Origin of the sequence: Duganella sp. CF402, assembly GCF_900109645.1 — a bacterium.
Taxonomy (GTDB): Bacteria; Pseudomonadota; Gammaproteobacteria; order Burkholderiales; family Burkholderiaceae_D; genus Rugamonas.
Genome location: NZ_FOBG01000002.1, coordinates 377347 through 400225 on the forward strand (window position 1 = coordinate 377347; position 22879 = coordinate 400225).

Genomic DNA, 22879 nt, shown 5'->3' on the forward strand with positions numbered 1-22879 from the left:
GCTCCCGTTGCGTTGACGATCAATTAAGCCGAATGCTTTGATAAAAAAACGAAAAGAACACACCCGTTGTTCATCGTTTTCATTGGGAGCTAAAAATAATGATGGTTGAAACCGTATTGTCGCGATCGGTACGTCTGATCTGCGCCAGTGGCCTCGCGCTCGGCATGCAAGCGGCGATGGCACAGAGCACCGACACGCCTATCCAGCGCGTGGAAATCACCGGTTCGAGCATTAAGCGCATTACCGCCGAAGGCGCATTGCCAGTGCAAACCCTGTCCAAGCTGCAAATCGAGCAGTCCGGCGCCAGCAACGTGGCCGACCTGATCGCCACGCTGCCGTCGATGCAAGGCTTCACCACCTCGTCGATGTCGGTCAACGGCGGCGGCGGCGGCATGCAGACCGCCTCCATCCACGCCATCGGCGAAGGCTACACCCTGGTGCTGCTGAACGGCCGCCGCCTGGCGCCATCGACCTCCGGCTCCACCGTCAACCTGGCCAGCATCCCGCTGGCGGCGGTCGAGCGGGTCGAGATCCTGACCGACGGCGCCAACACCTTGTACGGCTCGGACGCGATTGCCGGCGTGGTCAACTTCATCCTGAAGAAAAACCAGCAGGACGCCGTGGTCGAAGCCTCCTACAGCCAGCCGCGCAGCAGCGGCGGCACCACCTCGACCGCCTCGATTTCCAAGGGCTGGGGCGACCTCGAGAAGGATGGCTACAACCTGCTGCTGTCGGTCTCGCACGATGAGAGCAAGGCCTCGTGGGCCAAGGACAGCGAGTTCTCCAAATCCGGCGTGATCCCGTTCTACAACAACGGCAAGGCCTACAGCCTGTATCAACTGAGCTCGAACTCGATCCCGGGCACCGCCACCGTCAAGTACACCAAGGCCGACGGCACCGTCAGCAGCGCCGCCTTCAGCCCCAACCTGTTCGCCACCGGCACCTGCAACGGCGCCAACCTGTTCAAGGTCGGCAACCGCTGCCTGTACGACTACGCCGCCACCGTGCAAAACACGCCTGCCCTGAAACGCGACAGCGGCTTCGGCTCGCTCAACGTCAAGATCAACGACAACCTCAACTTCTTTGCCGAAGGCTTGATCTCGTCGTTCGCCAACACCGCCCAGTACGCGGCGCCGGCGCAGCCGCTGGGCTTGTCGCTGAGCAGCCCGCTGTACGCCAAGTACATCACGCCCTACCTGAGCCGCCTCGGCGTGCCGGCCGACGCCACCGTCAACAGCGTGACCATGAACCTGCGTCTGGTCGACGCCGGCGGCCGCGCCGACGAATACAAGACCATCGCCAAGCACGCCGCCTTCGGCTTCGACGGCACCTACAAGGGCATCGACTGGCGCGCCGCCTACACCCACTCGGAAAACAAGCAGACCGACACCGCCGCCGGCGGCTACATGAGCCTGAACGCCTTCGATGCGCTGGTAGCAGCCGGCAAGTTCGATCCGTTCGCGGCGCCGGGCACCTCGCAGGCGGCGCTGGCCTCGGCCGTGCTGCACAATGTCTTCAGCGTGACCAAGTCGAAGATCGACATGGTCCAGGCCAGCGGTTCGGGCGAAGTGTTCAACCTGCCGGCCGGCGCCGCCCAGCTGGCCGTGGGCGCCGACTTCACCCGCCAGGCCTACTCGGAAGCGCCGGATGCGTACTCGCAGGGCCAGAACAAGCAGCAGCCGGACTTCACCGACGCCATCGTCGGCGGCGGCGCCGGCGCCCTGCCGATCGACGCCAACCGCAAGAACTGGGGCGCCTACGGCGAGCTGCTGCTGCCAGTGCTGAAAAACATGGACCTGACCGTGTCAGGCCGCTACGACGACTTCAGCGCCGTCACCAACAACAAGAACTTCGACACCGACGGCAACCTGATCGCGCCGGGCAAACAGGGCGAGGCGGCCAGCAAGGCCACCTACAAGCTGGCGCTGCGCTGGAATCCGGTGGAATCGGTGCTGATCCGCGGCTCCTACGGCACCGGCTTCAAGGCGCCGAGCATGACCAACATCGTCAAGCCGCTGGTGAACGGCGGTTCGTCGCAGTTCCACGCCTGCCCGATCACCAACGCCAGCGACGCCCGCTACAAGCTGTGCAACCCTGGCTCGTCGGAATACGGCCTGCTGTCGGGCGGCAACGCCGCCACCGGCGACGGCGCGCTCAAGCCGGAGGAATCGAAACAAGCCACGTTGGGCATCCGCGTCGAGCCGTTCAACAACCTGTCGCTCGGCTTCGACTTCTGGGACGTGAAACTGCGCAACCAGATCCAGACCCTGTCGGAAGACCTGGTGTTCAACAACCCGGCCGTGTATGACAGCCTGCTGCGCACCTACTACGACCCGATCCAGAAGCAAAACGTGCTGGTGGCCGCGCTGACCCCGTTCAACCTGGCCAGCTCGCACTACCAGGGCATCGACTGGGACCACACCTACAAGGTCAACACCAAGCTGGGCCGCGCCAGCCTGCAGTGGACCGGCACCTTCATGACCAAGGCGGAACAGGAAACCCCGGGCACCGGGCTGGAAAAGAACATCGGCCGCTTCAACTCCTACGCCGAAGTGACCTTCCGCTGGATCTCGAAGCTGACCGCCTCGCTCAACACCGGCCGCTTCACCCACGCGCTGACCGCCAACTATCACTCGGGCTACACCGACCAGGTGTACAACGAGGATGATTCGGTGGTGCGCGAAGTGCTGGCCGACGGTACGCTGGGCGACTACGTGCCGATCAGCCGCAAGGTCAGTTCCTACACCACCTTCGACTGGCAGACCAAGGCGCAGCTGGGCAAGCAGTTCACGCTCACCGCCGGCATCAAGAACCTGGCCGACATCGCGCCACCGTTCACCATCCGCAACGCTGGTGGCGGCAACCAGTCGGGCTACGATGGCCGCTACGCCGACCCGCTGGGCCGCACCTTCTACCTGACCGGCTCGTACAAGTTCTAAACCCGCCTCCCTGAGGCCATCCAACCCGGGCCCGCCACTGGCGCGCCCGGGTTTTTCTGTCGCATAAATGTAACGCCGTGTATCGCCATTAAGAAAGGTTCAGAAAATTGCCACGCACCAAAATGTGACAGGATTCCCACATTGACACGATATTTTCGCTTTTTTTTTGATAGCAAATCAATGTTTCATATCCCTCCAAGGCCAATTGCACCAAATTAGAGCGTTTTTCGGGCGAATTTGGCACGCCGAGCAACTGTCCGCTTTACATACTTTTACGTAAGTTTGCACATTGACAGCAAATATCAGCAAGTGATTTGATGGGGAAATGAAGGAAACACCAACGTTTCCTTCGCCGGTCTTTGCCGGTACAAAAAATACACTCGCGTGTTTATCGTTTTCAATGGGAGCTACATAATGATGGTTGAAACAGTAATGGCCCGTTCCGTGCGCATCATCTGCGCTGGCGGTCTGGCCTTGGGTATGCATGCAGCGATGGCCCAACAGGCCGCCGAAGCCGATGTGGTCGCCCGTGTCGAGATTACCGGTTCGTCGATCAAACGTATCGCCAAGGAAGGTTCGCTGCCAGTGCAGACCCTGTCCCGCGCCGATATCGAGCAAAGCGGCGTACAAAACGTGGCCGACCTGGTCGCCCAGCTGCCATCGATGCAAGGTTTCATCACCTCGTCGGCATCGGTCAACGGCGGCGGCGGCGGCGTGCAAACCGCTTCCATCCACGCTATCGGCACCCAGTACACCCTGGTGCTGCTGAACGGCCGCCGCATGGCGCCGTACGGCACCGGCAGCGCCGTCAACCTGGCCAGCATCCCGCTGTCGGCCGTTGAGCGCGTTGAGATCCTGACCGACGGCGCTTCGACCCTGTACGGTTCGGACGCCATCGCCGGCGTAATCAACTTCATCCTGAAGAAAAACCAGACCGACCTGGTGGTGGAAGGTACCTTCAACTCGCCACAGGAAAAAGGCGGCAAGTCGAGCAACTTCTCGATCAGCAAAGGCTGGGGCAACCTGGATTCGGACGGCTTCAACGTCCAGGTATCGTACAGCCACGATGAGCAGAAAGAGCTGAACGCCACCGACCGTGATTTCGCCAAATCGGGCGTGCACAAATTCAGCCACAAGGGCAAGCAGTACGCCACCTGGCAGACCTCGATCAACTCGACCCCGGCCAACGTCGAAGTCGTGACCGCCGACGACGACGTCGTGCTGAACACCGACCTGCTGACCAAAAACGGTTGCACCCAGAAGAACACCTTCTCGCGCAGCGGCGCCTGCCGTTTCGACTACGCCGCCACCGTGCAACTGCTGCCTGAGCTGAAACGCGACAGCGTGTTCGCCAACGGCTCGCTGAAACTGGGCAAAGACACCACCGCGTACAGCGAACTGGTGGTTTCCAAGTTCACCAACACCGCGCGCTACGCACCAGCTGCACAGCCGCTGACCGTGTTCAGCACCGATGCCGACACCGGCGTCAAAACCGTCAACCCGGCCTACATCGGCGCCTACAACAGCGCCGTCGTGCCGCTGCTGGCCAGCCAGGGCATCAACGCCGCTGACGTCACCGACGCGCTGTTCTACTACCGCGGCGCCGACGCCGGCGGCCGTACCGACGAGTACCGCACCGACGCGCTGCACTTCGTGGTGGGCGTGGACAGCAACTACGCTGGCTGGGACCTGGGCGCATCGTTCACCCACTCGCAGAACAAGCAGACCGACAAGGCGCTCGCCGGCTACATGAGCGGCAACAAGTTCGAAGAACTGATCCGCACCGGCAAGTACAACCCGTTCGTCTCGGCGTCCGGCGCAGCTGCCGTGCTGGCTGACGCCGTGCTGCACCAGGACCTGGGCGAGATCAAGTCGAAGCTCGACATCGCCAGCGTCAAGGCCTCGCGTGAAGTGTTCGAGCTGCCAGGCGGCACTGCTGCCCTGGGTACCGGCGCCGACTTCACCAAGCAAACCTACAAGGACACCCCATCGAAAATCGCGATGGGTCCAGGCCCTGGCAATCCAGGTTTCACCGACACCGAAATCGGTGGCGGTACCGGCTCGCAAGCGCTGGACGCCAGCCGCCAGAACTGGGGCGCGTTCGCCGAGTTGCTGATGCCAGTGACCAAGACGCTGGAAACCACCGCTGCGGTCCGTTACGACAGCTACGACGCGGTTGAGAAGCACAACACCAGCTACGATACGGCCGGCAAGGCTTCCCAGGCAGGCAAGCTGGGCGAAGACGTCGCCAAAGCCACCTACAAGCTGGCTGCACGCTGGACCCCGGTCCAGTCGGTACTGGTCCGTGGTTCGTATGGTACCGGCTTCAAGGCCCCGACCCTGAACAACATCGCCGACCCGCTGAAAAACGCCGGTTCGTCGAACGCGTTCCCATGCCCGATCACCATCCCGACCGATCCGCGTTCGAAACTGTGCCGTCCAGGTTCGTCGGAATACGGCCTGCTGGACAGCGGCAACCCGAACACCGGCGCCAAGGCACTGAAAGCTGAGACCTCGAAGCAATCGACCCTGGGCTTCCGCGTCGAGCCAACCTCGTCGCTGTCGTTCGGTCTGGACTGGTGGGATGTGAAGCTGAAGAACCAGATCCGCACCTTCTCGCAGGATCAGCTGTTTGACCAGAACTCGTCGCTGGCCCAACAGTACATCACCGTGTACGCTGACCCTATCCAGAAGAGCAACGTGCTGGTGGCGATCCGCAGCCCGCAGAATCTGGCTTCGTCGCGCTACCAAGGTCTGGACTGGGACACCACCTTCCGCTCGGCCACCCCGATCGGCAAGGCCAGCGTCAACTGGACCGGTACCTACATGCTGAAAGCTGAACAGGCAACCCCGGATCCAATCACCGGCAAGATGATCAACGAGCAATCGATCGGCCGCTTCGACTCCTACGATGACGTGGTGTTCCGCGTGGTCAGCCGCATGATCTTCACCCTGAAGAGCTCGGATAAGCTGTCGAACTCGCTGACCGTGAACTACCGTTCGGGCTACCACGACAAGCCGCTGACCGCCGACGACGCCGCTGTGCGCAGCGTCAACGCCGACGGCACCATCGGTGGCGTGGTCGACCTGACCGACCACGACGTCAGCTCGTACACCACGCTCGACTGGCAAGCCAAGCTGAACTACGTGAAAGGCCTGACCATCACCGCCGGCATCCGCAACCTGCTGGACCGCGATCCACCGTTCTCGATCCGCAACTCGGGTGGTGGTAACCAAGTGGGCTACGACGGCCGTTACGCCGACCCACTGGGCCGTACCTTCTACCTGACCGCCCAATACCGCTTCTAATCGGTTAACGGCGTGACGCAAAAGGGCTCCTTCGGGAGCCCTTTTTTCATGGGGGGTTAAAACCTGACATTGCCGCTCAGGTAGAACGCGCGGCCGGCCGGGTCGGCGTAGCGGCCGTCATAGCCGATCTGGTTGCCGCCGCCGGCGTTCTGCAGCGTGAACGGCGGATCGCGGTCGAACAGGTTCTTGATGCCGGCCGTCAGCGTGAAGCGGCCGAATTCATATTTGCCCTGCCAGTCAACGGTGGTGTACGACGGCGTCCACAAGCCGGCGAACGCCACCGACTCGCCCACACTGCCATCCGGGTTCACCGCAAACACCGCCGTATCGACCGGATAAGCCTGGTCGTGATAGCCGGACTTGTAGTGCGCCGTCAGCGTGTTGGTCAGCTTGCCGGTGGTGAGGCTCAGGCTCAGGTTGCTCTGCACGCGGAACACCACGCCGTTGTCGGGGCCGAAGCGGCCGAGGTTGGACTGCACCGCGCCGCCCGCCGTGGTGGTGTAATTCTGCGTGAGCATATAAGTGCCGTCCCAGCCGGCGCGCCAGTCGCCAACGCGGCTCTTGCCGCGATAGCTGAAGTCCCAGTCGATGCCGCGATAGTTGGCCTCGCCGCCGTTGATTGGCGCCAGCAGATAGGCGATGGTGGTGTAGCCGGCCGGGTCCGGATACGGATTGACGAACAGGTGCTGGTACTGCTGCGGACTGGCAAAGCCGACCTGCTCCGGTACGCCGGCCGACAGCACCTGGTTGCGGATCCGCACATTCCACACATCCAGCCCCAGCGACAGGCCGCGCCGCGGTTCGATGCGGCCGCCCAGCGTCCACTGTTTCGACTTCTCCGGCTGCAAGCCTTCGGCGCCGCCCAGGCTGTTGGGGCCGATCAGCAAATCGTACTGCGCCTGCCCCACCAGGCAGCCGGTGGAACCGGGGAAGGGACAGGCGTAGCTGCCGGCCGTGCTGCCGTTGAAGGTGTTGGCGCCGGCGATGTCGCTGATGTTGGGCGCCTTGAAGCCGCTGGCGTAGGAAGCCCGCAGCAGCAGGCTGTCGGCCGGCGTCCATTTCACGCTGAGCTTGTAGGTGCCGGCGCTGGCGGTATTGCCGATATCGCCGCTGGGCAGTTGCGGCACCAGGCCGCTGGCGTCGGGCACGCTGGCGAAAATGTAATCGCTGTGCACCTTGTCGTAGCTGTCGTAGCGGCCGGACAGCGTGGCTTCCAGCGTTTTGGCCACCGGGAACAGCATTTCGGTAAACACGCCCCAGCTGTCGCGCCGCGCGCCGAACGGCACCTGGCCGTAGCTGCCGCCGACCGGATAGTTGGCCGACGCCGGCTGGGTCGAGAAGCCGGAGTTGGCCAGGATCAGCGGGTTGTAATCGATGACGTACCTGGTCTTCGAATAATCGCCGCCGGCCGAGATGATGGCGGCGCCGCCGGGCAGCGCGAACAGGTCGTGCTGGGCGCCGGCGTGCAGCGTGTTCAGGGTCGACCTGGTGCGCGAGAATACCGTGCCGTTCAGCAGCGCGCCTTTCAGCTGGTCGGCGCCGCGCCCGATCACGGGATCGTACTGGTCGCTCGCCACCAGCTCGTTCAGCAGATTGAAGTCCGAATAGCCGCCGGCCGCCGTGTCCTTCAGCCTGGCCTGCGACAGGATCAGCGACGCGTTGTAAGTCCAGCCGTAGGCCGCGCCGTCAATACCGGCGGCGAAGTGGCGCGCAGTGGTCTGGTACTGGTCGGCGCGGCCGCCGATCAGCACCGAGCGGTAGCCCAGCGTGGCGTTGCCGCTCGGGTTCTCCAGGCCGTTGGCGGCGAGATAGGGTTGCACATAGCGCGCATACAAACCGGGAAAGCGGGTGCTCGCATTCACCCCCATCGGCTGTGCCGACGGCGCGAACTGCGCCGTCATCGCGTACTGCGACAACACCAGCTCGGCCCAGGCCGTGGTGCTGTCGTTGAGCTTGATGCTGGCCTTGAGCAGGCCGCTGTCGCGCCGGCTGCCCGGCACATCTTCCACCGTGGCCGCGTAGTTGAAACGGCACTGCGTAGCGAGCGGACCGGCCAGCGCGCTGCCGCAGTTGCCGTTGGCCGCCAGATAGGGATTGATCGCATAGCCGGCGGTGTCCCCGCTCGAGCCGATGGGGCGCGCGTTGAAGGTGATGTTGGCCGGCTCGGTATTGCCGGTGCGCTGGTCGAAGTAATACTGCCGGCCGCCGCTGTTGAAGCGGAAAAAAGCGCCGCGCGCCGAGAAGTCGCGCTGCAAGGCGGTGATGCGTTCCAGCTCTTCATGGCTGTACGAGGCCAGCACGTTCCAGCCCTGGCTATCGATATCGCCCCAGCCCTTGGTGATGCCGGCGCTGCTCCACGCGCCGCCGTTCTTGCGCGGCTGGCCGTAGGTGGCGTAAGCCTCGCCATCGTTCTTGTTTTTTTTCAGTATGAAGTTGACCACGCCGGCGATCGCGTCCGAGCCGTACAGCGCCGAGGCGCCGTCGCTCAGGATTTCGACCCGCTCCACCGCTTCCAGCGGAATGCTGGACAGGTTGACCGCAAAGCCGCCGCCCTGCCCGTTGCCGATGGCGCTCGGCGCCATGCGCTGGCCATCCAGCAGCACCAGCGTGTACTTGGACGGCAGCGAGTGCAGCGAGGCGGTGGTCACGCCGCCGCCGCCGCCGTTGACCGAGCTCGATGACGGCACAAAGCCCTGCATCGACGGCAGCATCTGGATCAGGTCGGTGGCCGACGCGGCGCCGGTCTGCTTGATCTGTGCTGCGGTCAGCACCTGCACCGGCAACGCGCCTTCCTGCTGGATGCGCTTGATTGACGACCCCGTGATCTCCACCCGCTGCATGGGCTGGTCTGCAGGTGCATCTTGCGCCCAGGCCGGCAGCGCTACGGAAAATACCAGTCCCAGTGAACGGGACCATACTCTGGTTTGCATCATGACGAATCTCCTCGTTGTTATTCGAATTCACCGGCTGCGGCTGTTTAGACAGCGCGCCGGGAATTCGGTTCAACGAGAAGAGACGTCCTTTACTTGGCGGCGGCTTCGCGCGCTTGCGTGGCAATGCGGCGCTGGCGCACGGCGGCGGCCAGGCCTTGCAGCACTTGCACGCTGCTGTCCCAGTCGATGCAGCCGTCGGTGACCGACTGGCCGTAGGTCAGCTCCTTGCCCGGCACCAGGTCCTGGCGGCCGGCCACCAGGTGCGACTCCACCATCACACCAACGATGCGCTGTTCGCCGCCGGCCACCTGGCCGGCGATGTCGGCGCACACCGGCACCTGGTTTTCCGGCTTCTTCGAGCTGTTGGCGTGCGAAGCGTCGATCATCAGGCGCGCCGCCAAACCTTGCGCGGCGATCGCCTTGCAGGCTTCGTCCACGCTGGCCGCGTCGTAGTTGGGCGCCTTGCCGCCGCGCAGGATGATGTGGCAATCCTCGTTACCGTTGGTCGACACGATGGCCGAGTGGCCGCCCTTGGTCACCGACAGGAAGTGGTGCGGCTGCGACGCCGCCTTGATGGCGTCCACCGCGATGCGCACATTGCCGTCGGTGCCGTTCTTGAAGCCGACCGGGCACGACAGGCCGGAAGCCAGCTCGCGGTGCACCTGCGACTCGGTGGTGCGGGCGCCAATCGCGCCCCACGAGATCAGGTCGGCGATGTACTGCGGCGAGATCACATCGAGGAACTCGGTGCCGGCCGGCAGGCCCAGCTCGTTGATGTCGCGCAGCAGTTCGCGCGCCATGCGCAGGCCGTCGTTGATGCGGAAGCTGTTGTCCATGTACGGATCGTTGATCAGGCCCTTCCAGCCCACCGTGGTGCGCGGCTTCTCGAAGTACACGCGCATCACGATTTCCAGGTCGCCGGCCAGTTCCTTGCGCAGCGTGATCAGGCGGCGCGCATATTCCATTGCCGCTTTCGGGTCGTGGATCGAGCATGGGCCGATCACCACCATCAGGCGGTCGTCCTGGCCGTGCAGGATGCGGTGCAGCGCCACGCGGGCGTTGGCGGCCGTCTGCTCCGCTGCTTCCGTGCACGCATACTCGCGGATCAGGTGGGACGGTGGCGTCAGTTCCTTCATCTCGCGGATGCGCAAATCATCGGTACGGGGCATTGCTGTTCTCCAAGAAGTTTGAGGTAAAAAAAAACCGCCTCGTGTGAGGCGGTTTTTTAGGAATTTGCTGGGACTCGTTTTGCTTCTACGTGCACCGGCCGCTAACTCCACCGCCTAGGGTTGGATAGCTAAAGTAAAACCAGCCGGTAAAGAAGAATTTGGTCATGGATTGACTATAACGCCAGAGTTCCGGGCTTGGCAAGCGATTTTTTTTCGGTCAGAAAGCCTCCCTACAAAACTTTACATCCTCAAAGTCGTCTTTACATCTTATCCATTGTGACCGGATGTAACGTTTTCCCGCCCTGAAAATGCGGCAGGCGGGCATTTGCACAAAAACTCGTCTTTACATGTGCGTTTGTTTGCTACTGTTGGATATCCGCACAATTATCTTTCGTTCATTGTCTGAGTCGCCACTTGAATGTTTTGATGGGCATCCAAAACCCCAAAACAAAATCAGGAGTAACCAACCCATGATGATTGAAAGAGCTCTTACCCGATCTCTGCGCGTAATGTTTGCCGGCGGCCTCGTTGTTGGCATGCACGCAGCCGTTGCGCAAACCGACGACGGCACTATCCAGCGCGTTGAAGTGACTGGTTCCAGCATCAAACGCCTGGCCACCGAAACGGCGCTGCCGATCACCAGCATCAAGGCATCCGACTTCGAGAAGCAAGGCCTGACCACCGCCGCCGAGGTGATGAACACCTTGTCGATGAACCAGAGCTCGACCGGCAGCACGCAGTCGGTCGGTTCCGGCACCGGCGGCATCGCCACCGCCGACCTGCGCGGCCTGGGCAGCAACAAGACCCTGGTCCTGCTGAACGGCCGCCGCCTGGCGAGCCACCCGTTCAACGGCTCCTCGGTTGACCTGAACATCATTCCGGTATCGGCGCTGGACCGCGTGGAAGTGCTGCGCGACGGCGCCTCGGCCATCTACGGCACCGACGCCATCGGCGGCGTGATCAACTTCATCACCAAGCGCTCGGTGCAAGGCGGCTCGGTCAGCGTGGAACGCTATCAGCCGCAAGCGAGCGGCGCCGGCGCCGAATCGCGCCTCAACATCTCGGGCGGCTACGGCGACCTGAACAAGGATGGCTGGAATGTGTTCGGCGTGGCCGACTTCCACAAGCAGACCGCACTGGACGCGGCCGACCGCGACTTCTCCAGCACCAGCGTGCGCGCCGACAAGGGCGTGAACAACAGCAGCGGCACCTCGCAGCCGGGCAACTTCTACTCGGACAACGGCATCACCGGCAACCCGTACTACGCCAGCGGCTGCGTCGGCAAAGGCCTGATCGCCAACAGCGCCAACGGCACCTGCCGCACCAACACCGTGGCCTACATCCAGGATATTCCGAAGACACAGCAGGAGTCCTTGCTGGGCAAGGCCACCTTCAAGCTCAACGAAGACAATATTGCCACGATCGAGTACCTGCACAGCCGCTCGACCAACGCCAGCGCAATCGCGCCATCGCCGTTGACCGGCATCACCATGACCTCGGCCAGCCCGTACTACCCTGGCGGCAGCGCCGGCGTACCGGCCGTGGCTGGCCTGACCGGTGAAAACCTGACCATCAACTGGCGCACCGTAGCAGCCGGCAAGCGCCAGGGCTACGACACCTCGATCTCCGACCGCCTGGTACTGGCGTCGGAGGGTTTGGTGGCCGGCTGGGACTACAACGTCGGCCTGACCTATGGCGTCAGCAAGGCTTCCAGCGCGTTCGCCGGCGGCTACACCAACGATTCGCTGATCAAGGCGGGCGTACTGAGCGGTGTGCTGAATCCGTTCGGCGAGCAATCAGCGGCCGGCCAGGCCTACATCGATGCGGCCCAGCTGCGCGGTGAATACCTGGCCGCCAGGATGACCAGCGTCGGCGTCGACGGCAAGATCAGCCGCGAGATTTATCAGCTGCCGGCAGGCGGCGTCGGCTTCGCCATCGGCTCCGAATTCCGTCACGACAAAGCCACCTACGATGTGAACACCGAACTGGCTTCGCAAGCCTCGAGCTCCGGCTATGCCGACGCGAAAGACCAGTCCGGCCAGCGCAACATCGCCGCGCTGTACTCGGAACTGAGCCTGCCGCTGACCAAGTCGCTGGAACTGTCTGCCGCAGCGCGTTACGACCACTACAACGACGTCGGCGGCAGCTTCAATCCGAAGGTTGGCCTGCGCTGGGAAGCCAGCAAGCAGCTGATGTTCCGCACCTCGTACAACACCGGCTTCCGCGCGCCGACGCTGTACGACCTGCACGGCCCGGCCACCTCGACCTTCACCAGCAATGCGTATGACGATCCGGTGCTGTGCCCGGGCGGCACGGCGGCGGCGGGCGCCAATCCGAACGTGTCCTGCAACCAGCAGCAATACATCCGCAGCGGCGGCAACGCCAACCTGAAGCCGGAAAAATCCAAGACCTTCGCGCTGGGCGTGGTGTTCGAGCCGACCAATGCGGTCAGCGTGTCGTTCGACTACTTCAACATCAAGATCCGCGACTCGATCGGCACGGTGGCGGAGTCGACCATCTTCGACAACTACGAGAAGTACAAGAGCTACTTCGTGTACTCGGCTGATGGCAAGACGCTGCAGTACGTGAATGCGGTGCTGGATAATCTGGGTGAGGTGAAGACTTCAGGCATTGATACCAGCCTGCGCTGGAAGCTGCCGCGCAGCCAGTATGGCGACTTCACGTTCCAGTTCGACGGTACGTGGGTGCACAGCTACAAGTACCAGAATGAGACGGGGGGCGAGTTTGTGGAGAATGTCGGCGTGTATGGCGACAATGCGCCGGTGTTCCGCTGGAAGCACAACGCGACTATCAACTGGAAGAAAGGCGTATGGAGCGCGAGCTTCGCCAACAAGTACCTGAGCGGATATGAGGATGAGAATGACGTGGCGGCGCAGTACTACCACCACGTGCGTGCGTATTCGACCTTCTCGCTGTCGGGTGGTTACAGCGGCATCAAGAATGTCGACCTGACGGCCGGCATCAAGAACCTGTTCGACAGCGCGCCGCCGTACACCAACCAAGGTACGACCTTCCAGAGCGGCTACGACCCACGCTACACCGATCCGCTGGGCCGCACCTTCTTCGTGAAGGCGACCTACAAGTTCTAAACCAATTCGGGGTCAGGTCCGACAATCGGACACGGCCTCTACCGTAGCGACGCTACGGTAGAGGCCGTGTCCGATTGTCGGACCTGACCCCGAATTTTTTATGCCGTGCCGCCGACGGTGACGCCGTCGATACGCAGTGTCGGTTGGCCTACGCCGACCGGCACGCTCTGGCCTTCCTTGCCGCACACGCCCACGCCCGGGTCCAGCTTCATGTCGTTGCCGATCATCGATACGCGGTTCAGCACTTCCGGACCGTTGCCGATCAGCGTAGCGCCTTTCACCGGGTAGGTGATCTTGCCATTCTCGATCATGTAAGCCTCGCTGGCCGAGAACACGAATTTGCCGTTGGTGATATCGACCTGGCCACCGCCAAAGTTCACCGCATACAAACCATTCTTCACCGATGCCAGAATCTCGCCCGGATCCTTGTCGCCACCCAGCATGTAGGTGTTGGTCATGCGCGGCATCGGCAGGTGCGCGAACGATTCGCGGCGCGCGTTGCCGGTCACCGGCATCTTCATCAGGCGCGCGTTCATGGTGTCCTGGATGTAGCCTTTCAGGATGCCGTCTTCAATCAGCGTGGTGCACTGGGTTGGATTGCCTTCATCGTCGATGTTGAGCGAACCACGGCGATCCGCCAGCGTGCCGTCATCCACCACGGTCACGCCCTTGGCCGCCACGCGGTCGCCAATGCGGCCGGCAAAGGTCGACGAACCTTTGCGGTTGAAGTCGCCCTCCAGACCGTGACCGATCGCCTCGTGCAGCAGGATGCCCGGCCAGCCAGGGCCAAGCACCACGGTCATCGGGCCGGCCGGTGCAGGACGCGCATCCAGATTCACCACCGCCGAGTTGACTGCGTCGGTTGCGTACTGATCCAGCAGCGTGTCGCTGAAGTAGCCGTAGTCGTAACGGCCACCGCCGCCCGACGAGCCGATTTCTCGGCGACCATTCTGCTCCACGATCACGGTCAGCGACACGCGCACCAGCGGACGGATATCGGCCGCCAGCACGCCATCGCTGCGCACCACCAGCACCACGTCGTACTCGCCGGCCAGGCTGGCCATTACTTGCACCACGCGTGGATCCTTGGCGCGCGCCATTTTCTCGATGCGCTCCAGCAGCTTGACCTTGGCGGTCGCATCGAGCGACACCAGCGGGTCATGCGGCAGGTACAGCGAACGGCCGCCGACATGGTTGGTTGCGCCGGCTACCTTGATCTTGCCAGCGCCAGCACGGGCGATGGTGCGGGTGGCGGCAGCGGCATCCATCAGCGCAGCTTCGGAAATCTCATCCGAATACGAAAACGCCGTCTTGTCGCCCGACACGGCGCGCACGCCCACGCCTTGGTCGATCGAGAAACTGCCGGTCTTGACGATGCCCTCTTCCAGGCTCCAGCCCTCGTTCTTGGTGAACTGGAAATACAGGTCTGCATAGTCGACCTTGTGCGTGAACATGCTGCCCAGCGTCTTGAGCAGTTTGCCTTCGTCCAGCCCGAACGGCGTCAGCAGGATATCGCGCGCTACGGCCAGGGTGGACAGGTTCGGTTCAAATGGCTTCATGGTGATGCTTTCAGTTAGGTATTACCGGCATTGTAGTGGATATCACATGGTCCGGTGTTTCAGCGCCGGCAGGCTGTCGCGCACGCCTTGCATGTAGCCGAGGTCGATCTCGCCGGCCACCACGCCCTCGCCTTCGGCCAGCACCGACTTGACCGCGCCCCACGGGTCGATCAGCATGCTGTGGCCCCAGGTGCGGCGGCCGTTCGGATGGGTGCCGCCCTGCGCCGCCGCCAGCACGTAGCACTGGTTTTCAATCGCCCGCGCGCGCAGCAGGATTTCCCAGTGCGCCATGCCGGTGGTATAGGTGAAGGCGGCCGGCACCACAATCAAGGACACCGGTCCCAGCGCGCGGAACAGTTCCGGGAAGCGCAGGTCGTAGCACACCGACATGCCGACCTTGCCGAACGGCGCCTCGAATGCGCCCACATGCGTTCCCGGCACGATGGTCTTCGATTCGTTGTACGACTCGCTGCCCTTGGTGAAGCCGAACAGGTGGATCTTGTCGTAGCGGCCGACGTGCTCGCCCTGCGGGTTGTACACCAGCGTGGTGTTGATGACTTTTTCCGGATCGTCCGAGGCCAGCGGCAAGGTGCCGCCGATCAGCCAGATGCCCAGTTCGCGCGCCAGGCCGGCCATGAAGTCCTGGATCGGCCCATTGCCCAGCGGCTCCGCCACTTTCACCTTGTCACTATCGTTCAGGCCCATGATGGCCCAGTATTCCGGCAGCAGCACCAGCTGGGCGCCGTCCTGCGCGGCCTCTGTCACGAGGCGGCGCGCGGTGGCGATATTGTCCGGCACGGACGGCGAGGAAATCATTTGTACGGCGGCGACGGTGTGCATGGCTATCCTTTCGGTGGCGCGGTCGGTTCTATTTTAGGAGCGTCGAGCTTGGTGACCACCGGTGCTTTCCACGGGCCGGTCACCTGCATATGATAGGTCAAGGCCTTCATCACTGGTGCACTCAGGAACAGTTGCGCTAAAAAACTCCCCAAACCGATCACAGGATTGACGGCTAATGCATACACCAGCGGCGCGGTGCCGAGGTTCACTTCCGGAATCACCACCACGTGCAGGTTGGCCGTTTCGTTGGCGATGTCGGCACTGCCGTCCATCAGCACGGTGGCGGCCACGCCGTGCATCTTCAGGTTGTCGGTCTTGACGATGCCACGGTTGATGTTGGCGCTGGCGGTGATGCCGTCAAACGCCAGGCCTTCCGAGAACACGTCGTGGAAGTCCAGTTTGAGCAGGCGCGGCAGGGCTTGCAGGCTCAGCACGCCGAGCAGCTTGGCCGCCCCCGGATCCTGCTTGAGGAACTGGCCCTTCTCCACACTCATGGTGATCTGGCCCGACAGGCTCGGCAAGTCCAGCGAGTACGGCACGCCTTTCCACGCGATCTCGCCTTTGAGCGAGCCCTTGCCGCCCTTGAGCGTATCGGCAAAGCCGAAGCGTTCCAGCAGCTTGCCGGCGTCAACGATGTCGAGGTTGAAGTCGAGCGTGGTGTTGTGCACGCCGTCCTTGCTGACCCACTTGCCGTTGCCGTTCAATGCGCCATCCGGATTGGCCAGCGACAGTTTGCTGACGCGCCACTCGCGCGCATTGGCCAGTTGCACGTTGTTGGCCTGCAGCTCCAGCCGGCCCAGCTGTTTGTTGAACAGTTCGAAGCGCTCGACCACCACGTCCAGCGCCGGGATGGTGGCGGCCGCACTCTTGCCGTCCAACAGGTCTTGCACTTCGTTCGAGGCCGATTCCGGTATCACCAGCGACGACAGGCGCGCGGTCACCTTGCCGAGGCCGGCGCCGGTGGACGGCTCGGCCCAGGTCAGGTAGCCGTTGGCCTGGGTCGAATCGATGCTGGCCTGCCAGGTGTTGCGGTAGTGGCTGGCGCCGACCACGATGTTTTCCAGCTTACGGTCGCCGATGACCAGTTCGCTGGCGCGCGCGGCGATGGTGTCCGGCATCACGTATTGGGTGAAGTCGTTGCCGTCCGGGGACGATGCCGATGACGTCGCGCCCTTGCCGGCTACGGCGTCGGCAAAGTCCAGCCAGTTGTCGGCGTTGAGCTCGCGCAGGTTGATGTTGAAGGCCAGGCCGCTGTCCGGCTCCGGCGCCGGCGTGTTGACGCCGATGCCGCCGCGCACCAGTTTCCAGTGCTGCTTGCTGTTGCTCAGCTTCTGGCGCTGGTAGCGCGCGGCAACGCCGGTGCCCAGCGAAATGCGGATATCATCGTGCAGCAGGCCGCCCGCATCCGGCGTCAGGCCGCTGGTCAAGAGAAAGCGCAGCGGCATGGTGTCGGTCACGCTTTTCTTCACCGGCGCCGGCAAGTCCAGTCCCAGCCCGGTGAGGCTGGAGTCGACCGCCACCACCACCTGGTGGTCGCGCACCGTGACCGTGCCAGCGTAGCGCGTACCGCCCGAGAAATGATCGGCCAGGCGCTGCATGGCCGGCATCTGGTAAGTCTGGCGGAAGCCCTCAGCGGTCATCAACCCGCCCAGCCTGACGACGATGGTATTGTCCTTCTGGCTGCCGCCGGTAATCGATACCGGGCCGCCGAGGAAATTGCCGGACAGCTGGTTCAGATTCACGCCGTGTTCATTGAATTCGATCTTGCCTTGTGCCGACTGCACCACCGGCATGTCGTTCATCAGGGTGATGTCGTTGTTCTGCAATTGCAGCGTGCCGTTGACCTTGGTATCAATGGCGTGCGCCAGCGGAATGCGCAGGCTCAGCGCCAGCTTGCCGTTGCCGCTGGCCTGCGTTTCGTCGGTGAAGTGCGAGATCCATTCCAGCACCGGGCTGTTGGCCACGTACTTGAGGAATTCCTGCATCGGTCCGGCGGCGTTGCCGTCGATTTCCAGCATCGAATCGTGGATCGCCAGATCCGGGATCACCGCCTTCACATTGCTGAGTGCGACGCCGCCGGTGGTGGCGGTGTCGCCGTGGATTTCCATGCGCGCGCGCTCGAACACGAAGCTGCCCTTGATGTGCTCGGCCTGCGGCCACAGCGGCAGCGGCTTGCCGTCCTTGCCCAGCGTCTTGCCGTCGTGCAGATAGTAGCCGGGCTCATAGTTGAGTTTGCCGTCGGTGAGCTTGCCGGCCACGCGGAACTCGCCCTTGGCCTTGTTCTCGCCGTGGAACGGGAAGTGCGCCAGCTCGCCGCGCAGGCGCACTGACACGTCGCTGGCCACGCCGCCTTCCAGCGCGCCGGTCAGCCAGTGCTGCAGCTCGTGCGGCGTTTGCATCGGCAGGTAGCGGCCGATGCGGTTGAGCTGGAAGCCGGTCAGCGTGCCGCTCAGGTCGGCCTTGCCCGGCCCTTTGGCGGCCAGCGGTATGGTATGCGTGCCTTGCAGCGTGCCGCTCATGCCTTCCTGCTCGAAGTCCATGCTGTCGATCTGGAACAGCAGCTGGTTGTCGGCTTCAAACGACCAGCGCGCCTTCAAGTTGAGATGGTCGAACGGCATCGATGCTTCGGCGAAGTAGTCCGGCATCTGCAGCACCAGTTGCTGCGAATTGAGGTTGAAGCTGCCGCCCTTTTCGGTGGCGTCGATCGAACCGGTGAGGTTGTCGAAACCGGGAATCGCCGGCATGCCGGCAATCGCCGGGATCTTGCCCTGCTTGGGCTGGGCCAGGCGCGGCGGCTGCGGCTTCAGGCCCAGCCCGACCAGGTCGCCCTTGATGCGGTAGGACTGCAAGGCCGGGAAGGCGCCCTGCCATTCAGCCGAGAAGTTTTTCAGCAAGCCCTGCGGCGCGAAGCTGGCCACCATCTGGTGCTGGTGCGGTTTCAGCGGCAGGCGCTCGGCCAGGCCGGCCAGGGTTTGCAGGTCCAGCTGGCGCGCGCGCAATTCGACTTTTTCCGGCTTGGCGCCGGCCGCCGCCACATAGGTTTCGGACAGCGAGGTGGGCGCCATCACCAGCCCGTCGCGCGTGACCAGGGTCAGGTCGCGCAGCTCGACGCTGTGGCCCAGCGCGCCAAAGGCCGGCGTGGCCGCGCCCTTGCGGCCCGGCGCCGGACGGAGATCTTCCCGCGCAGCGATGCGCCCGCTCATCTGCTGCAAATCGAGCAGCGGCAATTCCTTGCCCAGCACGGCAGTGATATTGGCCAGGCCGACATCGGCGGTAAAGCCGGTCAGGCGCGACTGGTCGACGCCGACCCAGGCGCGCAGCGAACCGCTGCCGCTGCTCAGTTCAAACGGATAGTCGAGCCAGGTCTTCCAGGCCTGCAGGTCGGTATTGCGGATATCGGCGTAGACTTCGCCCTTCCACATGGAGAAGTTGGAAGTGCGCGCGCCAAAGGCCGGATGGGTGAAGTCGGCGCGCAGGTCGAGCGGCGCGGCCAGCGCGGCCGGCGGCGCGGCGCGCAACGACAGCTGGTGATGCAGCCACTGGTTGCGCAGCACCAGCGTCACATTGTCCAGCGCCAGCGGCGGCGCGGCGCGCTGGCGGTCGGTCCAGCCGACACGGCCTTCGCGGATGACGATATCGCGCTGGATCAGCAGCCAGTCCAGGCCCTTGCCGTCACTCGGTTTGTTGAGGTCGATATACATGCCGGCCACGAACAGGCGGCCATCAGCTTCGCGCACGATGTCGAGCTGGGGGCGGTTCAGTTCCAGCACATGGAAGCGCAACTGGGCCGTGACGGCGGTCCACCACGACAGCGTGGCCGACACGCTTGGCAGGGTCAGCGCCGGGCGCCCCTGCTGGTCGTGCAGCACCACGTCGCCCAGGAACAGGTTGGGCCGGAAGCCGTTCCACGAGGCGTACACGCGGTCAATCGTGACCCGGTTGCCAACCGCCTGGCTGGCCGCGCGCTCGATATCATGCTTGTAATGGTCGATATTCGGCAGCACCGCGTAACGCAGCGTCAGGAACAGGATGGTGAAGGCAAAATACAACAGCAGCGCCAGCTTCAGGGTGAAGCCCAGCACATGGTGGGTGGCCAGATTGCAAATCCGGTAGGCGGCACGGAGCCGATGCCAACGCGCGGCCAACGGGCCTTCGCCTGTCACGGTCTCCTCTTCTGGTTTTTGCATTAATCCGCTAATAAATCAGGCCATACTTGAAATAAATCGCTACACTCGGTTTCCGGAGCAATTCTACCTTATCCCTATGAGTTCACCGTCCGTTTCCCGTTTCTACCAGCGCTGGCTGTCCGCCGCGCCTGATCGTACCGCCAAGATCGATGAGTTGGCGCAATTATCGCTTGCCCAGATTAATCTGGATGAATATTTACAAAAAGAAGCAGAAGTGAACCCGGCCGGCAGCTTGCCCTTGGTACGCGCCATGCGCCGCCTGCGCAACCTGCTGGTGTGCGGCCTGATCCGGCGCGACCTCGAAGGCCAGGCCAACCTGGCCGAGGTGGTGGAAACCATGACCCGCTTCGCCGACTTCGCCATCCAGAAGCACATGGCCGAGCTGCACGCCGAAATGGTGGCCGCGCACGGCGAGCCGATCGGCCATGACTCCGGCCAGCCGCAGCACATGATGGTGCTGGCGATGGGCAAGCAAGGCGGCGGCGAGCTCAATGTCTCGTCCGACATCGACCTGATTTTCGTCTACCCCGAGGATGGCGACACCGCCGCCGATACCAGCGCCGGCCAGCGCAGCCTGTCCAACCACGAATTCTTCATCCGTCTCGGCAAGAAGCTGATCGCGGCGCTGGCCGAGATCACCGAGGATGGCTATACCTTCCGGGTCGACATGGCCTTGCGCCCGAACGGCAACTCCGGTCCGCTGGCGGCCAGCATGGGCATGGTGGAAAACTACCTGATCGTGCAGGGCCGGGAGTGGGAGCGCTACGCCTGGGTAAAGGCGCGCGCTGTCACCGGACGCGCCGAGGATATCGCCGCGCTGGATGGCATTGTCCGGCCGTTCTGCTTCCGCCGCTACCTGGACTTTGGCGTGATTGACGCCATCCGCAATATGCATGCGCAAATCCGCGCCGAGGTCAACCGTCAAGAAAGACTGCACCCGGACCGCAGCAACAACGTCAAGCTGGGCCGGGGCGGGATCCGGGAAATTGAATTTTTGGCGCAGGTGTTCCAGCTGATTCGCGGCGGCCGCGACGCCGCCCTGCGCGACCGCTCGACCCGCACCACGCTGCGCATCATCGCCGAGAAAGGCTTGCTGAGCCACGCCATCGTCTACCAGTTGCTGGCCTCCTACACCTTCCTGCGCAACCTCGAGCACCGGCTGCAATACCTGGACGACGCCCAGACCCACACCCTGCCGGCCAGCGAGGCCGACCGCCAGACCGTGGCCGAAATGATGGGCCTGCCGGACGTGGCCACCCTGCTGGCCCAGCTGGACGCGCACCGCCAGTTCGTCGCCGGCCAGTTCGACGAAATGTTCTCGGACAAGACCGAAAGCGGCGAGAACGATATCGAGCTGCAGTCGAGCAACGAGTGCGCCGATCCCGACAACCGCGAGGCGATGGTGGCGCGCTTCACCGCGCTCGGCTTCGAGGACGCGGAAGCGGCCACCCAGCGCCTGATCGCCACCTGGCAGGCGCCGCGCCTGCAATCGCTGCCGGAAGCCAGCCGCAACCGGCTGCTGGGCCTGATCAACACGGCGCTGCCGCTGATCGTGCAGGCGGCGCAGGAAACGCGCGGCGGCAACCAGCTGGCCACGCTGGGCCGGCTGCTCGACTTCCTCGAGGCGATCGCGCGTCGTTCGGCCTACCTGTCGCTGCTGACCGAGTATCCGCACACGCTGGCGCGCGTGATCCGCATGGTGCACGCCAGCGGCTGGGCGGCGCTGTTCCTGAGCCAGCACCCGATCCTGCTTGACGAACTGCTGGACGACCGCGTGCGCAACGCCGTGTTCGACCCGGTGGCGCTGGCCGCCGACATCGAGACCCAGCTGGCCGCCTGCCCCGGCGACACCGAGCGCCAGATGGACATCCTGCGCGAAATCCACCACGCCCAGCTGTTCCACCTGCTGGCGCAAGACCTGGCCGGCGACCTGACGGTGGAAAAGCTGGCCGACCACCTGTCGGCGCTGGCCGACACCATCGTTGCCGCCACCATCAAGGCGGTGTGGCAGACGGTGGCCACGCGCCACCGCGAAGTGCCGCTGTTCACGGTGATCGCCTACGGCAAGCTGGGCGGCAAGGAGCTCGGCTATGTGTCCGACCTCGACGTGATCTTCCTGTACGACGATCCCGACCAGGACGCGCCGGCCCAGTACGCCAAGCTGGCGCAGCGCTTCATCACCTGGATGACCTCGCACACTTCGGCCGGCATCCTGTTCGACATCGACACCGCGCTGCGCCCGGACGGCGCCAGCGGCATGCTGGTGTCAAGCGTCGGCTCGTTCGAGAAATACCAGGCCGGTTCGGCCTGGGTGTGGGAGCACCAGGCCCTGACCCGCGCCCGCTACTGCGCCGGCGACATCGCCATCGGCCAGCGCTTCGAACAGATCCGCGAAGCCGTGCTGCGCAAGGAGCGCCCGGCCGACGGCCCGCTCAGGCAGGAAGTGATCGCCATGCGCAAGCGCATGGTCGACGCCAAGCCCAACCACAGCGCCCTGTTCGACCTCAAGCAGGATCCGGGCGGCATGATCGACATCGAGTTCATCGTGCAGTTCCTGGTGCTGCAGCACGCGGCCGCCTATCCGCAATTGACCGCCAACTTCGGCAACATCGCCCTGCTCCACATGTGCGCCGACCTCGGCCTGATCGACACCGGCCTGGCCGCCAGCGTGGCCGACGCCTACCGCAAGTACCGCAAGCTGCAGCACCAGCTGCGCTTGCAGGGCCAGGACCTGGCGCGCATCGACCCGGCGCTGGTGAGCGACGAAGCGGCGGCCGTGCGCGCCCTGTGGACCAGCCTGTTCGGTGAAAGCGTTGCCAATTAGCAACAACCT

General features: G+C 63.7%; 9 protein-coding genes. 4 read left to right on the forward strand and 5 right to left on the reverse strand.

Going from position 1 to position 22879, the window contains the following annotated elements; all coding sequences use genetic code 11:
- Positions 1–98: 98 nt before the first annotated feature.
- Positions 99–2939 (forward strand): TonB-dependent receptor domain-containing protein, encoded by a 2841-nt coding sequence (locus BMZ70_RS19805; protein WP_092278617.1) that lies wholly within the window; start codon positions 99–101, stop codon positions 2937–2939.
- A 432-nt stretch (positions 2940–3371) separates the two neighbouring features.
- On the forward strand, positions 3372–6248 hold the full coding sequence (locus BMZ70_RS19810) for a TonB-dependent receptor domain-containing protein (RefSeq protein ID WP_229205510.1): 2877 nt from the start codon (positions 3372–3374) through the stop codon (positions 6246–6248).
- A 56-nt stretch (positions 6249–6304) separates the two neighbouring features.
- Here the strand turns inward: BMZ70_RS19810 and BMZ70_RS19815 are convergent, their stop codons facing one another.
- Entirely contained in the window at positions 6305–9181 is a 2877-nt protein-coding gene (locus BMZ70_RS19815) for a TonB-dependent receptor domain-containing protein (protein ID WP_092278621.1), read from the reverse strand.
- Positions 9182–9270: 89 nt separating this feature from the next.
- Positions 9271–10350, reverse strand: coding sequence for a 3-deoxy-7-phosphoheptulonate synthase AroG (aroG, locus tag BMZ70_RS19820; RefSeq protein WP_092278623.1), 1080 nt, complete (start codon positions 10348–10350; stop codon positions 9271–9273).
- A 536-nt stretch (positions 10351–10886) separates the two neighbouring features.
- On the opposite strand from aroG, the gene BMZ70_RS19825 reads away from it, so the two are divergent.
- A complete protein-coding gene (locus BMZ70_RS19825; protein WP_229205511.1) occupies positions 10887–13460 on the forward strand; it encodes a TonB-dependent receptor in 2574 nt (857 codons plus the stop codon).
- Between the two features lie 98 nt (positions 13461–13558).
- On the opposite strand, the gene tldD is transcribed toward BMZ70_RS19825, so the two are convergent.
- Genes tldD through BMZ70_RS19840 form a run of 3 tightly spaced genes read right to left on the reverse strand, consistent with a single transcriptional unit; the run spans position 13559 to position 20046 of the window.
- Positions 13559–15019, reverse strand: a complete 1461-nt coding sequence (tldD, locus tag BMZ70_RS19830; protein ID WP_092278627.1) for a metalloprotease TldD — start codon at positions 15017–15019, stop codon at positions 13559–13561.
- A gap of 42 nt (positions 15020–15061) precedes the next feature.
- Positions 15062–15859, reverse strand: a complete 798-nt coding sequence (locus BMZ70_RS19835; RefSeq protein ID WP_092278629.1) for a carbon-nitrogen hydrolase family protein — start codon at positions 15857–15859, stop codon at positions 15062–15064.
- 2 nt (positions 15860–15861) lie between these two features.
- Complete coding sequence (locus BMZ70_RS19840) at positions 15862–20046, reverse strand: YhdP family protein (RefSeq protein ID WP_092278630.1); 4185 nt, start codon at positions 20044–20046, stop codon at positions 15862–15864.
- Positions 20047–20122: 76 nt separating this feature from the next.
- Here BMZ70_RS19840 and glnE point away from each other — a divergent pair, with 76 nt between their 5' ends.
- A complete protein-coding gene (gene glnE / locus BMZ70_RS19845; protein ID WP_092278632.1) occupies positions 20123–22870 on the forward strand; it encodes a bifunctional [glutamate--ammonia ligase]-adenylyl-L-tyrosine phosphorylase/[glutamate--ammonia-ligase] adenylyltransferase in 2748 nt (915 codons plus the stop codon).
- The last annotated feature ends 9 nt before the right edge of the window (positions 22871–22879 follow it).